This window comes from Planococcus faecalis, from assembly GCF_002009235.1.
Classification (GTDB): Bacteria; Bacillota; Bacilli; order Bacillales_A; family Planococcaceae; genus Planococcus; species Planococcus kocurii.
In genome coordinates this window covers 262403-276687 of the sequence record NZ_CP019401.1, presented here as the reverse complement: position 1 = coordinate 276687, position 14285 = coordinate 262403, and the positions used below count along the sequence as shown (strand labels likewise).

18 protein-coding genes and 1 other annotated feature are annotated in these 14285 nt (G+C 41.1%); of the genes, 5 read left to right on the top strand and 13 right to left on the bottom strand.

Going from position 1 to position 14285, the window contains the following annotated elements; translation table 11 throughout:
- A complete protein-coding gene (locus AJGP001_RS01485; protein ID WP_058386598.1) occupies window positions 1-282 on the bottom strand; it encodes a DUF6509 family protein in 282 nt (93 codons plus the stop codon).
- Window positions 283-414: 132 nt separating this feature from the next.
- Here AJGP001_RS01485 and AJGP001_RS01480 point away from each other — a divergent pair, with 132 nt between their 5' ends.
- Entirely contained in the window at window positions 415-1062 is a 648-nt protein-coding gene (locus AJGP001_RS01480; RefSeq protein ID WP_071153400.1) for an SDR family oxidoreductase, read from the top strand.
- 94 nt (window positions 1063-1156) lie between these two features.
- On the top strand, window positions 1157-1540 hold the full coding sequence (locus tag AJGP001_RS01475) for a nucleotide excision repair endonuclease (RefSeq protein WP_058386600.1): 384 nt from the start codon (window positions 1157-1159) through the stop codon (window positions 1538-1540).
- Between the two features lie 31 nt (window positions 1541-1571).
- Here the strand turns inward: AJGP001_RS01475 and AJGP001_RS01470 are convergent, their stop codons facing one another.
- Entirely contained in the window at window positions 1572-2006 is a 435-nt protein-coding gene (locus AJGP001_RS01470) for a GNAT family N-acetyltransferase (protein WP_071153399.1), read from the bottom strand.
- A 149-nt stretch (window positions 2007-2155) separates the two neighbouring features.
- Here AJGP001_RS01470 and AJGP001_RS01465 point away from each other — a divergent pair, with 149 nt between their 5' ends.
- Window positions 2156-3010: a dimethylarginine dimethylaminohydrolase family protein gene (locus AJGP001_RS01465; protein WP_071153398.1), complete on the top strand. Its 855-nt coding sequence runs from the start codon at window positions 2156-2158 to the stop codon at window positions 3008-3010.
- Window positions 3011-3538: 528 nt separating this feature from the next.
- On the opposite strand, the gene AJGP001_RS01460 is transcribed toward AJGP001_RS01465, so the two are convergent.
- The 6 genes from AJGP001_RS01460 to AJGP001_RS01435 form a co-directional block, all read right to left on the bottom strand.
- A complete protein-coding gene (locus AJGP001_RS01460) occupies window positions 3539-4132 on the bottom strand; it encodes an anthranilate synthase component II (RefSeq protein ID WP_071153397.1) in 594 nt (197 codons plus the stop codon).
- The gene (gene trpE / locus AJGP001_RS01455) at window positions 4129-5481 is read right to left on the bottom strand and encodes an anthranilate synthase component I (RefSeq protein ID WP_078080070.1); all 1353 of its coding nucleotides are present in this window, start codon (window positions 5479-5481) and stop codon (window positions 4129-4131) included. The genes AJGP001_RS01460 and trpE overlap by 4 nt, the downstream gene beginning before the upstream one ends.
- A gap of 97 nt (window positions 5482-5578) precedes the next feature.
- Window positions 5579-5789, bottom strand: a binding site (T-box leader).
- A 437-nt stretch (window positions 5790-6226) separates the two neighbouring features.
- Window positions 6227-6658 (bottom strand): hypothetical protein, encoded by a 432-nt coding sequence (locus AJGP001_RS01450; RefSeq protein WP_058386606.1) that lies wholly within the window; start codon window positions 6656-6658, stop codon window positions 6227-6229.
- Window positions 6659-6665: 7 nt separating this feature from the next.
- Window positions 6666-7013 carry an ASCH domain-containing protein gene (locus tag AJGP001_RS01445; RefSeq protein WP_071153396.1) on the bottom strand — a complete coding sequence of 116 codons (348 nt, stop codon included), beginning with the start codon at window positions 7011-7013 and terminating at the stop codon, window positions 6666-6668.
- Between the two features lie 102 nt (window positions 7014-7115).
- Window positions 7116-7739, bottom strand: coding sequence for a cell wall hydrolase (locus AJGP001_RS01440; protein WP_071153535.1), 624 nt, complete (start codon window positions 7737-7739; stop codon window positions 7116-7118).
- A gap of 253 nt (window positions 7740-7992) precedes the next feature.
- Complete coding sequence (locus AJGP001_RS01435) at window positions 7993-8529, bottom strand: dihydrofolate reductase family protein (RefSeq protein ID WP_071153395.1); 537 nt, start codon at window positions 8527-8529, stop codon at window positions 7993-7995.
- A gap of 453 nt (window positions 8530-8982) precedes the next feature.
- On the opposite strand from AJGP001_RS01435, the gene AJGP001_RS01430 reads away from it, so the two are divergent.
- Window positions 8983-9483, top strand: coding sequence for a metallophosphoesterase family protein (locus AJGP001_RS01430; RefSeq protein ID WP_071153394.1), 501 nt, complete (start codon window positions 8983-8985; stop codon window positions 9481-9483).
- A gap of 63 nt (window positions 9484-9546) precedes the next feature.
- Here AJGP001_RS01430 and AJGP001_RS01425 read toward each other — a convergent pair whose 3' ends face one another.
- A complete protein-coding gene (locus AJGP001_RS01425; RefSeq protein ID WP_071153393.1) occupies window positions 9547-10416 on the bottom strand; it encodes an STAS domain-containing protein in 870 nt (289 codons plus the stop codon).
- 158 nt (window positions 10417-10574) lie between these two features.
- On the opposite strand from AJGP001_RS01425, the gene AJGP001_RS01420 reads away from it, so the two are divergent.
- Window positions 10575-11765 (top strand): hypothetical protein, encoded by a 1191-nt coding sequence (locus AJGP001_RS01420; protein WP_078080069.1) that lies wholly within the window; start codon window positions 10575-10577, stop codon window positions 11763-11765.
- A 58-nt stretch (window positions 11766-11823) separates the two neighbouring features.
- Here the strand turns inward: AJGP001_RS01420 and AJGP001_RS01415 are convergent, their stop codons facing one another.
- From AJGP001_RS01415 to AJGP001_RS01400, 4 genes are all read right to left on the bottom strand, one after another.
- Window positions 11824-12222, bottom strand: a complete 399-nt coding sequence (locus AJGP001_RS01415) for a thiol-disulfide oxidoreductase DCC family protein (protein WP_058386612.1) — start codon at window positions 12220-12222, stop codon at window positions 11824-11826.
- Between the two features lie 55 nt (window positions 12223-12277).
- Window positions 12278-12640, bottom strand: coding sequence for a nuclear transport factor 2 family protein (locus AJGP001_RS01410; RefSeq protein ID WP_071153392.1), 363 nt, complete (start codon window positions 12638-12640; stop codon window positions 12278-12280).
- 83 nt (window positions 12641-12723) lie between these two features.
- The gene (locus AJGP001_RS01405) at window positions 12724-13251 is read right to left on the bottom strand and encodes a TraR/DksA C4-type zinc finger protein (RefSeq protein ID WP_058386614.1); all 528 of its coding nucleotides are present in this window, start codon (window positions 13249-13251) and stop codon (window positions 12724-12726) included.
- Between the two features lie 93 nt (window positions 13252-13344).
- Window positions 13345-14277 carry a phosphotransferase family protein gene (locus AJGP001_RS01400; protein WP_058386615.1) on the bottom strand — a complete coding sequence of 311 codons (933 nt, stop codon included), beginning with the start codon at window positions 14275-14277 and terminating at the stop codon, window positions 13345-13347.
- Between the last annotated feature and the right edge of the window lie 8 nt (window positions 14278-14285).

Genomic DNA, 14285 nt, shown 5'->3' with positions numbered 1-14285 from the left:
CTATGCTAGTTTTTCTGAACAGTAAGCAAGAATTTCTTCTTCTTCCTCATCTTCAAGTCCAAACTCAAGTGCACCTCTTGTTTGCTTATCGATAAAGTTGTAATGTGCGATACGAGCTCCTGCCTCTTCTGCAGCAATAATAACACGCAGTTCTAAGCCGCCCTCTGTATATAACTCATCTTCTTCATCAACTTCAACATTCAACAAGAATTCGTAACGGTCACCCACCATAATTCCTGTAGGATCGTTAATTTTGTGAAACACATAATCTGTAATTTGCATTGTAACACCTCCGTTATTCTATTCTAGCTTGTCTACAGCTTTTTGGACAGTTGAACGAAGAAATAAAACGTTTATCGTGGAATCAAAAGGGAATATAAGTAGAGTGAAGACAATTAAAGGAGTGGATATCGAATGAACGTACTAGTTATTGGAGCAAACGGTCAAGTCGGCCGCAACATTGTCAAAGAATTATCCGAAGCAAATCATCAAGCAACCGCTATGGTCCGTAAAGAAGATCAAATTGATAAAATGAAAGAACTCGGTGCTGCTAATGTCGTATTGGGCGATTTAGAAAAAGATTTCAGTGCTGCTTTTGAAGGCGTAGATGCTGTAATTTTCGCAGCCGGATCTGGTCCAAAAACAGGGGCTGATAAAACCTTAACCATTGATTTATGGGGTTCTGTGAAAGCAGCTCAATACGCACAGGACAAAGGCGTTAAACGCTTTGTGCAACTTGGCTCAGTTGGCTCAGACAATCCGGATGCGGGTGGCGAGGCGATGAAGCCTTATCTAGTAGCAAAACGCACAGCAGATGATCTGTTGAAAGCTACTAATTTGGATTATACAATCGTTCGTCCCGGAGCTCTTTCAGACGAAGACAAATCAGGTAAAATCGAGATTTCTTCAAATGGGTTTTCTTCTCTTGAAGGAAGATCAATTCCAAGAGCAGACGTCGCTAAAGTCTTAGTAGATGTACTCGATCGCAACAATACGTATCACAAAACATTTGAAGTACTGCAAGGCGAGCAGCCTGTTGGCGACCAATTAGAGACTTTATAAGACATTTTCGAATGATAGGCGAAAAAGAGCGGATGGATTTCCGCTCTTTTTTGTGTTAAACTAGGCAATACGATAACTAGAGGACGTGATAAGCATGATTAATATTCAACCACCAAAAGCGGATGTGACGATTACACAGCGCAAACAAGAAATTACAGGTGACGAAGCTGTCATCAAACCATTATTCGGCTTTATCGATTTGCACGATGTTCCACGCGATAAAGGCGGCATCATTCAATTTTTTAACCACAGTGGAGAACTATTGTTTGTCGGAAAAGCCCGCAAACTACGCCAACGTGTAAAAAAACATTTCGAAGATTCAGTATCACCATTGAAGAATCATCGTGAAGAAGTCTACCGCATTACCGTTTCCATTATAGAAGATCCAATGGAGCGCGACATCTACGAAACGTATTTGATTAACACAGAAAAAGCCAAATACAATGTAGACAAAGTATTTTACAAAGAACAAGAATAAAAAAACGGAGGCCTTTTGGGCTTCCGTTTTTTTATTGTTTTGATGAATCCAAGAGCCATTTTTCCAAATAATAATGGCTATGGCCTACTGGATGATTGTTAACTACACCAATTTCCGAAAATCCTTGTTTCTTATAAAATTCAGGCGCTTGAAAACTTAAGGTGTCGACAATCATCAATCGATATTCTTTACTGCGCGCATAAATTTCTGCCCGTGCCATCAATTTTTCTCCAATGCCGGTACCTCTGATTGCTGGGTCTACCCACAGGAAATCGATGTGAAGACTTCGCCAAAAACCGGTGGTTGTTAAACCGCCTATAATCACCTCTTCTTCATTACGCACGATAAAACTCATTTGCTCAAATGGGGAGTTCGCTTCTCCCGGCAAATTGGCGACATTGTGTTCAATAATTTTCTTCCGGATAAAATCTCGGTCTTTCGCCACTTCCTGTTGAATAATTTTCATCGTAACAGTCTCCTCCTGTATCGAAAAACTTTCTTTTTACATTTTCTCATTTCCGCCTCTTTTTGTGTACCATCTCCTAATTAGCATGTTTTAATTTACTACCCAAAAGGAATAGTAAATTAATAACTATGTTCTTTGGAGGAACCTATATGTCATCAACTATAAAAGAAAGTCTATCTGCACGTTGCCAGAGCGAATACGATTCGCTTCGGCGTGTTTTGTTATGCCCGCCACGCTTTATGGAGATAAAAGATGTCATCAATGATGTTCAGAAAAGGTATAAGGACGAAAATATCGATATAGACAAAGCACTCAATCAACACAATGAATTTGTTCAAGCGTTACTTGATCGTGGTGTTCAAACCGATTTGATTGAGCCTGCTGAAAATTATCCGGAACAAGTATTTACACGAGATATTGGATTTACCATTGGAGACTCGGTGTTTATTAGCGAAATGGCCTCTGAAATTCGCCAAGGCGAAGAACAAGAACTTCGAAAGTGGATGCAAACACGTGACGTCAACTTCAAAAATTTGACAGGCCATCGCATCGAAGGCGGTGATGTCATCATCGACCGCGACACTGTCTTTGTCGGTATCAGCAGCCGTACTTCCAAAAAAGCTATCGATGATTTACAGCGTGAGCTACCGGATTTTGAAGTCCTGCCTATTTCGTTTAATGAAAAATACCTGCACCTTGACTGTGTCTTTAATATCTTGTCACCAACAGAAGCACTCATTTTTCCTGAAGCGCTCGATAGGGCTACTGTCGAAATGCTCGCTGAGCGCTATACATTAATTCGTGTCAATGAGAAAGAGCAGTTTGCTTTAGGCACTAACGTACTGTCTATTGGCAATCGCCAAGTTTTCAGCCAGCCGCAGAACACACAAGTGAATAAGCAATTAACTTCCCGCGGCTTCCATGTAATTGAAGTCGATTATTCCGAAATTATCAAATCCGGTGGTGCTTTTCGTTGCTGCACTATGCCTTTGATACGCGTGTAAAAAAAAACAACTGCCCCATAAGTCTCTAAAAAGACGATGAAAAAGAAATTCTTTTTCATCGTCTTTTTAGGACAAGCGCCCTGAAAGCAGTTGGCGAATGCCTGCTACTTTCAAGAGATTGTAGGTCCATGCCACAATCCGGAACGCCTTTTGCACTTTATCGAAGCCCCAGAGGAGAAATCACCGGAACGACCGATTGCCTTTGATAGGACCGAACACACTTTCTGCGTCAATTTTGCGTTATCTATTTAAAGAGGATGTCCACCATCACTTTTCCGTGCTATCCTTTTTGGGAAGTTAGCCTCGGATTTCACATAAAAATCGTTCTTTCTGTAAGGAGTGTATGGGAACTTTTGTTTTACAGAAATGGACGGTTTTTTATCTCCTGATTTAAGGTTAGAATGGCTGAGGCTGTGCCCGCGAAGCGTGCGTCGAAATGGACATCAGCCCTTTCTGACAATTGCCAAAAGAGGCTATCCCTGAAAGTAATGTTTTCATGACTTTTGGGACAGCCTCTTTTCATGTGTTCTATAAACGACTCGCTACTTCCTCATGGACCTGCATAACAAATTCTTTCATCAATGCTACCCCGTCCGGCGTACCAATCGACTCTGGATGGAACTGGATTCCATAAACCGGATAGTCCCGATGTTTAACAGCCATAATCGTGTCGTCATCGAGTGCCCGCGCTTGTACCTCTAAACAATCAGCCAAAGTTTCGGGCTCTAATACAAGTGAATGATAACGCATGACCGGTAATGGCAGTGGCATATTCTTAAACAACCCTTGCCGAACATGTGATACTTGAGACACTTTACCATGTCGAATAAATGGTGCTTCGACAACATTGCCGCCAAATGCTGCTCCAATTAGTTGCTGCCCCAAGCAAATCCCTAAAATTGGAATCGATTGGTGCACCTCTCGAATTAGTTTAATCGATTCAGGTAATTCCAGTGGGTGACCAGGTCCCGGTGAAAGAATAATTGCTTTCGGGTTTTTGGCTTTAATTTCCTCTAGTGTTAACACATCGGAACGGACCACTTCTACTTCCACTCCCATAGCAGCAACGGCCTGATAAATATTATAAGTAAAAGAATCATAATGATCGATTAATAGAATCATCCGAACACCTCCGTGAGTGAACGCGCTTTATGAAGCGTTTCCTCATACTCTGCTTGTGGGTCTGAATCAAAGACAATGCCTGCCCCTGCTTGGACATGAACCATTCCATCTTTAACGACAAAAGTACGAATTGCCAGTGCGACATCTAGATTGCCATTAAATCCTAAGTAGCCAATAGCTCCCCCGTAGACTCCTCTACGCTCTTCTTCAAATTCTTGTATCAATTGCATAGCACGTACTTTCGGAGCGCCTGACACCGTCCCCGCAGGCAAGCAGGATACTAAAGCATCTAACGGATGCATTTTTTTATCCAGCTGTCCTGTTACTTCCGACACCAGATGCATCACGTGTTGGTATTTTTCAATAACCATATATTTTGGCACTTCTACAGTTCCAATTTGTGCGACACGCCCTACATCGTTGCGGCTGAGGTCTACTAGCATTTTATGCTCTGCTTGCTCTTTTTCGTCACTAGCTAGTTCTTCTGCCAATCGATTGTCCTCAAGGTCAGTGTCACCGCGTTTTCGTGTGCCAGCAATCGGATTGGTTATCATGTGGCTGCCACGGATTGTTAACAAACTTTCAGGTGACGCACCGACAATTGCATAGCCATCAAAATCGATAAAGAATTGATAAGGAGATGGATTTTGTTTGCGTAATTTCCGGTATAACGCAAAGGCATCTCCTTTGTAACTTGCCGTTAAGCGCTGCGACAAAACCAATTGAAAAACATCACCTTTACGAATATGATCTTTTGCTTGTTCTACCTGTTTACGGAAAAAAGCATCACTCGTTTTGGAGTCGAATTGTAGTGATTCCTGATTTACTGCCATAGCCGCTTGTTCAGGAATAGCTAATTGTTGTTCAATTTCATCAAGCTTGTCTTCAAACGTTAAAATGGTCACATCATTTTTTACATGATCGAACACCACAATGGTTTCATAGATTTGTAAATGAATATCCGGCATCTGCAAGCTATCTTTTTTGGGTGCTTTGATTGGTTCATACACTTGAATCGCATCATAACCGATATATCCAAGGGCCCCTCCTGTAAAAGGCAATCCCTCTACTTCTGCTTCGTAACGAGGCATTCGTGCTTTGATCAATTCTAATGGTTTTCCCTCGTAGATTTTCTCAGCGCCTGTTCGAAAATCAATTTCACGCAATTGTTGACCGTGACCAATATAACCAACAGACGGATTTGCTCCGATAAACGAATAACGACCCGTAACACTTGTTTTTAATGAACTTTCTAACAGGCATTTACGTTCCCCAACTAGTCGGTTAAACACAGCAATAGGTGTTAAAGAGTCCCCATCAATTTTTCTCATTTTCATTTCTTTACTCATCTCAACTCAGCTCCATTTCTTAAAAACGCAGACCTTGCTGCACGTTTTACTCTCTTTTAAAACAAAAAAGCCCTCTGCAAGAACAGAACTGTTCCTTGCAGAGGACGGAATCACCGCGGTACCACCTCATGTTAAAGCTGACAAAGCTTTCACTTGATCCCTGATAACGTAGGGAAACGGATTCTTCTACTGCTTGTTCAAAGAATCACTCATAAGTCCATTCACTCAGACACCCCGTCAGTTTCCACCTGCCACTGACTCTCTTTGAGAGGTTGATCTGTGCTACTCTTCTTACTCATCGATTTAGCTCTACTATGCTCTGCTCAACTAGATTTCGGCGGTGTCGCTCCCGACACCTTCAACCGTAATCCGCACAAAAAAGGTTGTGCTTATCGTATTAAATCCACAGTGATTTGTCAACTATAAGCTGGAATCATTTAGACAATTCTGGATTTAATCATTGGAATCACAACAAGACAAGAGAGTGGAAATACAGTTTGTTCAGGGTTATCATTTGGGAAGTAATCTTCGGATTGCACATCAAAATCGTCCTTTCTCCAATGGTGGTGTGGTAACTCCCATTTACAGAAATGGACGATTTTTTGTATCCTTTTTTCGTTTTAGAACGGCTGAGGCCGTGGAAAGCGTCCGTCGGAATAGACATCAGCCATTTCTCATCCATACAAAAAAAGGCTGCTCCGAAAAGTCATTTTTCATGACTTTTGGAACAGCCCCGTCTTTTTCGTTACCAGAAATTCGGCTTGTCGACCATGAACCATAGCATCAATGACAACAAGAAAATGTAAATCCATAATGAGCGATGTAACTTCTTAACTAACTGCAAGTGGTTGAATTTTTCATTGCCAAATTTGCGTAGAGTCGGCGTGAACGCGCGTGCCAAGAAAAAAACAGAACCGACCATAACAGCCAGTGTACCTAAAATCCAGGAAGTTCCCCAGCCCCACGGTCCTTGCCAAATTAGCAGAACGCCTGTTGTAACCAATACATGACCTGCATGCTTAACGAGGCGTGTCGCCGATTTAAAAGTTACGATATGCGACTGAAGAACATCTCCAGAGGCTGTCTCCATTCGCTTAACTAGAGGAAGAAGGACAAAGAATGGTCCAATAGATAGCACCGCACTTAAAATATGAGCGAATAATATGAGCGAGTACATGTTGCAGTTACTCTTCCATCAAATGAAATTCGTGAACCCAAACAGTCATTTGAGGTAACCACGGCATACCTGCGTGAGTAGACAGTATTGATTGTTTGTATTCCTCAACACTAGCATATCCTTCTCGTGCCACTAGTTCATCTGTTAACTCACCAAGTGTTTGTTGGTAGACGTGATCTACTAAGAATTTCTTATCGTTTAGCACCATGATTTCTCCTACATCTGCATAACGACCATTCCGGCGTGTCGCCGATTTCTGACCAAGCAGAACCTTTTCGACATCCTGCTTGTTCGTTACGAGTCTTTCGATGCTACAAGTTTTCGGCGGCAATTGCTGCACGTTTTTTTCAGACATTTAAATTCCACCTCTCATTGTTCTTTCTCAGTATAACCCTTTTCTGCCCTGTTATTCACCTCAAAAAAAATCGCCCCGTAAAAACCAGGGCGATTCTCAAAACTATTTTGCAAATACATGCTTACCAATTTTCGTAATCGTCGTGCGTGAGAAAATCCATGTATCCGTAACACCGCTCGGATTATAGTAATAAGTTGAACCAAGTGATGGGTCAGATCCCTTCACTGCAGCCTTTACAGCCTGGTAAGACGATGCACTCGGTTTCAAATTATACTGCCCATCATTTATGGCAGTAAACGCATTACGTTGGAAAATAACCTGATCCATACTGTTCGGAAACGCAGAAGAGTCGATACGATTTAGGATAACAGCTGCTACCGCAACTTGTCCGGTATAACTTTCTCCTCGTGCTTCTCCATTTACAACACGTGCCATCATCTCAACTTCTGTTATTTTTTTACGTGTTAATGGTCCCGTAAAGCCCGTAGCTGAGACATTAAAGTCACGCTGAAACTGCATAACTGCATTTTTAGTTACAGAACCATAATAACCTGTAGCTGTCGTATGGAAATAACCTAATTTCCCTAATGTAGATTGTAGTTCTTTTACATCTTGTCCAGAAACACCTTCGTGTAAATCTGGCGAATGTGCTTCCACAGACGTTTGAGAAAAACCTAAAAATAAAACCATAGACAAAGCAAACAATAGTGCTTTAAAATTTTTCATACTTTCTCTCCCTTCAATTCCAAGAATCAACAAACGACTCTTTTTAATAGTATATAATTGTAATTATATGAATTCAATCCGACGTAACTACTTTAAATTTATTGATAACTAGTCAAAATGAATAAGATACTGATTTTTTTATAAAAAAAGGTGCTTTCTCCTGCTAAATATTAGTTCTTTTCTCTTACGAAATCGAAAGACGAATGTTTAAAGCAAAACAGGTATCTGAAAATTTCTCAGATACCTGTTTTGCTTATAATTTTTTATAATGAAGCTGTACAAAGTCTCCATACGATTTTACCGATTTGAGCTTCAGAGAGGATTCCATATTGACCTCTTTGAATAACGGAATACCTTTGCCAAGTAATACCGGGGCGATGGAAATGATCCATTCATCAATTAGGTTTTCTTCGACAAAACTATGAAGCAATCCGCTACCGCCAACTACCCAAATATTTTCTCCTGGCTTTTCTTTAAGCGCTTTTACAAAGTCTGAAACCGTTTGATCTGTAAACGTGACAAATGCATGTTCCTCGGCAACTGTTGATGTAAAAACATAACTCATTTTATCTTGATAAGGAAATTGACCATTTTCCGCTGCCATTACCCAATCATACGTTCTGCGTCCTAGCACTACCGTATCAATGGTAGCTATGAATTCAGCGTAACCCATATCTCCTTCTTGTCCTTCCGCTGCTTTGAACAGCCAGTCCAGTGAGTCTTCTGTTGTTGCAATATATCCATCTACACTCGTAGCAATGTAACAAACCACTTTTCTGTTGTTTTCCATATCATTTCTCTCCTCCAATAGTTGCTGCCCCTCAAAAATTCCGATATTAAAAGCTGCTTCGAGACTGGTCTCGTAGTTTTTTTAGGTTGTGGATTTTCTTTACATACGTTGAATTAAAGAATCCAACAAATATGCCGCTTCGGCGCTATGGACAAGTCTTTGCTGGGAAGTGTCTCTGAAGAGATGGAGCAAAATAGCGAAGACGCCTTGGGGAACAAGCGAAGTGCTGAAATCCACTCGGGCGTTTAGCCCGAGTTAGTTCAGCGCGAGCCCCCGGCAAGAGAGCTGTTTTGCGGAATATCGACTACTATAGGTTTATTAGTTCAACATATATATTTCTTTTTTACTTCTCATTAGACACTCTATCTTAAACTTCAGATTGAGTAGCTAGGTTTCGACGATAAGGCATTTGTTTGGTAAAGTAAACAGAAGAGACTGACTGGAGGCGTTCAGATGAAGAAGATTGTTATTGTTTCAGATACACATATTCCATTTCGCGCTAAAAAACTACCTCAGCAACTGGTGGATGCATGCCAAGAAGCTGACTTTATCATTCACGCAGGTGATTGGCAAACGATGGATGTCTATCATGAATTAGCAGCTTATGCTGAAATTGATGGCGTCACTGGCAATGTCGATCCGTGGGACATTCTTGAAAAGTTTGGCCGTAAAAAGATTTTTACCTTCGGAGACTTGAAAGTCGGAGTCGTTCACGGTGACAGTGACGGTAAACCGACCGAACAGCAAGCTTATGACACGTTTAGCGATGACGATGTGGACATTATCGTTTTCGGACATTCCCATACACCCGTCATACGAGAAGTTGGTGGTGTGACATTATTTAATCCTGGCTCACCAACCGATAAGCGCAGACAGCAACAATATTCTTTTGGTTTATTAGAAATAGACGATTCGTGGGAACTCAAACACGTTTTCTTTGATAAAGAAAATTAGTCTGCGAGCAACTCATTTAACTAAGTACGGCAGTCAACTAGAACAAAGAAAAATCAGACCTCCTCAATGAGAGTCTGATTTTTCTTTGCACTCTTTTATCAATACGAACCCAAGCTGTTTTAAAGCTGTCTCTAAATTAGCTTCAATCATGACCCCTTTTAGTGCAGCCGCAAAATGTGGCACTTTTAACGCCATAAACGGCTGAATTCCCGTAATAACCGGTGTGACACCAATTACTTTCAGGATATTAACCAATTTTAGTAAGTATTCCCCAACAGTAGAGTTGATTTGTAAGACACCTGAAACATCGATAATCAAATAATCCATAGATTCTTGGCTACATTTTCCAAGTACGTGCTTGATGATAACTTCTGCACGCGAAGCTGTAATTTCACCAATGACAGGAACGATTGCTACACCTTTAGTTACTGGCACGATAGGCGCAGTCAATGTTTGAATTTGCTGATTGGCTTTCTCAAGTTCTAATACATAGGTCAATAAAGTCGACATCATTTCAAAAGTAGAAAGGTCTTCCTCAGAAAGTTTATGGGATTGATCATCTAGTCCACAAATCGTACCATAAACCGTGCGATCGCTATAGTAGACTGGAACGCCGACGAATGTCCCTTGACCATAGTTTTTTGTAATAGCCATAGAACGAGTTAACTCACTTGCTGAAACATCTTCTATAATTAACGGAGTAGGTCCGTGGTTTATGCTCAAACTGCAGTAAGACTGAGGGAGTGGCATCGAACTCCCTTCTTCTACAAGGCTCTTACTGTTATTATGCGCTTTCATAATCTTATTTGTCTCGCCATCATTTTTAGCAATAAATAAGGAATTGATGCCAATTTGCTTGCTTAGCAACTGCAAAATATAGGCAGCTGCATCATCAAAGTTACCAAAACCTTTTGCTTCATGCGTAGTTTCCATTGCTGTTCCCCCTATCCGCTTTGCTCAATCTGTACGTAATTTTACCGAACTTGCCAGTAATAGCTTTCCGGTATGATGGTTATTTATTCTCTTCTAAAAAGGTTCGTTTTTATTGTTGAAAGGGTATATCCCTAACAATAGCATGCGGAGGTGTAAATATGGAAAACGAATTAGATATTCTTGTATTGGAACAATCCCATACATTCATTTATTTCAGGTGGACAGCGACCGAGGACGTTTGCCGCGTAAAGCGAGATGGGCAAATGGTTTATACCGGCACTCAAAATCGCTTTAAAGATGAAGGATTAAAAGAAGGTCACTTGTATACCTATACACTTGAACGCCTAGATGCGTCAGGACACTGGGTAGATAAAATCAAGCTACAAACAGCAACAGAAAAACGACAAACGAACAGCAACAATCGTTTAGCAGAGTTAGTTTTAACGACCATTGTTTCTAACAGTCGTATTTCTTTAGCTTGGGGAAAAATTGTTGGCATTACGGCTTATGATATCTATCGCAATGGAGCGTTTATTGAAACCGTTGAAAAAAATCAGTACACGGACCGACAAGTTTCGATGAACGAAGAAGCGACTTACTGGATTCGTGGCAACCGTCCAATCGTAAAGTCTCAAAAAAAGTTTAGCGACAAAAAAATTGCGTTAAATAAATTTTTTAATAGTTTACACCAAAAATCTCCGCAAAAAAAAGCAGCAACAGAAGACTTTTGGCTGACTAAAAAAATTGCTTCTCTCGATTCTTTATTGTCCGATAAAGAATCGACTCAACTAGTCCCAGCCTGGCAATTACGCTATACTACTTTTCTGCCAGATACCTTATTGAAAAACCCTAATCTCTTGTCCCCTTTTGCCTATTTTCAAGGGGATGGACGAAGCTTTGACGCTGAGTCACCACATTACAGGTCTCAAGTCAATCTTACTATTGACCTTAAAAAAAGTCCGACATTGGTATGGGACAAGCATATAGGACCCACCATTGGATACAATTGGCGAAAAAATTTTAGCAAAGCTGATATTGCTTCCTCTCAAAAAATTGAATTAGAGAAAGCAGCAGAAATCGAACAAAAAATGGCCATCACCTTAACGCATTGCGTAGGAAACCCACTCACAACGTCACCAAACATTGATTACGAACTATCAGCTGATTTTTATCAAAATGGCACGTATGACATTATTGGCGTACATGATCAATCGCCCAATCATGAAGTTTATTTGAAGTTTGAAGATAACCACGAATGGACGGCCATTCATCAAAAAGAAAGTGAAGGCCTCGCTTTTATGGCAGGACCTACTGCCAGTCACTATTGGCGAATATCCAATTTCTACTGAGATTTTCTATTCCTAAGAAAGCCCGAACCCGAGGATTACCGGATTCGGGCTTGTTCTATTATTTGTCCAGAAATCGTTTGCGTATGTGAGGAGGGGGCAGCATGCAGCTATCCAACTTGCCGAATACTTTATACCGATTTTTAGCGATAATGTCATACGCGCCGTCACGAACTACTCGTGGAAATGGTTTCAAGTAATGCGCCAATTTCCAGAGACCTGTTAAGTGATGCGAAATCATTAAAGCCCCTTCAGATTTCACAAACGCCTGTCCATCCTTGATCAATACTAAACTATCGACATCTCCCGGTACTTTGAATTTCCTTGAAAGTTCTTGGCCAATCTCACTTTGCAACGAAGCAAACTGATAATAGCCAGCGGGATCATGATTGATGATAAATTGAACGCTTGAATCGCAAAAATTGCAGTCTCCATCAAATAATACGATGGCATGTTCCATGAAAAATTCCTCCTTCGACAAAATAGTTCTGTTATGTGAATAGCCTATTCTTTCTTTATTCAAACACGTTGCTAGCTGAAACTGTTCCTTGATGGAAAAATAATCTCCAGCCATTTTCTCGTTTTTTCCAGACAGAACTCCGGTTCGTCAGCTTTCCCGTCTTTAAGTTGGTTATTTGGTACGTGGTCAGCACAGCATCTGAACCTAATTTGTGCATTTCGAAAAAATGAATAGCCATTGGGTCGGGATTTGATGGAAAATCCCCTTCAAAATCCTGACGTTTAATAAGACCTCCAGAACTGCCAAATTCAAAAAACTCATCGTCCAGCACTTCACTTAACTTATCGGTTGAAACCCAACACTCCGGCTCCAAGTGGCTGCATTCAAGCCTATAAATTTCTTCTTTCAATCTATCCATACTTAACCCCCTAGCTGTTATTTCCCGGGAAATCGTGCTGTTTTTTAAATCCCCTCCTTGCCTAACGGCAGGAGGGGATGGTTTTATTTATCGTCTTTGAAAAAATCTTGTGAATCTTCGCTTGGTTGATCTTGCGGTGTATCCGACGAGCCAAAATCCTCTACATCTTCAAAACTATCTTGGTAGTCTCGAATGCCATCGTCTTCTTTTTTGACAGGCTGTGCTGTGGAAGCCTGTAGAACATCTTCTTCAGATGGGCGACTTTCCAAATCCGGATGTTGATCTGCGTGATCGATACAAGTCAACGCGGTTGGCAATGCTTCCAACCGTTCAAACGGAATTTCTTTGCCACACACTGAACACGTCCCGTAGCTACCGTCTTCAATTGCAGCTAGAGCTGCTTTAGCGTCTGCTAATTCTTCTTCTTTAAACTGAGTCATCGCCAGACCGCGTTCTTGATCGTATAAATCTGTGGCATTGTCAGCAGGATGATTATCGTAGTTTGAGAGCTCGGTCGTCTCAAACTCTTCTGTATGCTCTACGCGTTCTTCTAGTGATTCTACTTGTTCTACTAATTGCTTTTTCAATTTCTTTAGTTGTTCATCTGTCATCCAATTTCCTCCTCAAAAAACTCACTTATTGTTATATTGCCTTTATCGGGGAAATCAAACCTGAAATGATACTGACTCTTTTAGCAGGAGGACTTAAAAGTCATCAAATCGATCCAAAAGACTTAATAAATAATCATCTAATCGGTGTCGTACCAACTCGTCAGACAATCCTTTCATACCGAACGCTTTCCACCCTGGGTACACAGTAGGTGATCCATTTAAGGTGTCTATTAGTGAAACCAGATCCCAATACGGATCGTAAACAAATAGATTCCCAGCATGCCGCTGATACGCTGCCAGAAACTCATTAGCAACAGAAATTCCATACATCTGAGCTAGGTTGACACGGCAATGGCCAACATCGATTCCTGCGGGCCCTCGACATGCGTTGACCCAGTCTACGATAGCACTAATTTCGCCGTTTTCCCACAGCACATTAGCTGGATGGAAATCTCGATGAATGAAACACTCCCGCACTTTAGGACGGTTTCCAGAAACAATGTAAAAAGCTCGCATCCAATCGTTTTGAACTTTGGACCACGTCGGCTTTTCAAGTAAGAACGCATCGTTATAAGAAAAATATTCGTATGGAAAGTCTTCTGCCTTTATTTGATGCAACTCTGCCAAAGCCGCTGCCAGTCGATCTGTCCATTTGTTATCATGAGTTGGTTGAAGTACGACAGAGCCAGACTCTTTTGTCATGAATACTGCAGGCACGCCATTTTCTTGTCCGGTTTCGTCATAAGCGATTAAGTGAGGGACAAGAAGGCCGGACTGCTCAGCGTACTGAAGGCTATCTGCTTCATGTCTTGCTAAATCAGGCTCTTTTTCCAACCAATCGGCTTTATGAAAAAGTCGCAGAACGTAAGAAAGCACTTGGTCGTTCTCTTTGACAGTTAGCTCAAATAGCTTTGAAGAGGTTCCGCCCGTCAGCGGATCAACGTCGATGATTTCTACTTGCTCGTTTAGTTGGCTTTTCACCCATTCTATTGATTGCTTTTGTAATCCATACTGTTCGCCTGCCATTCTTGTCG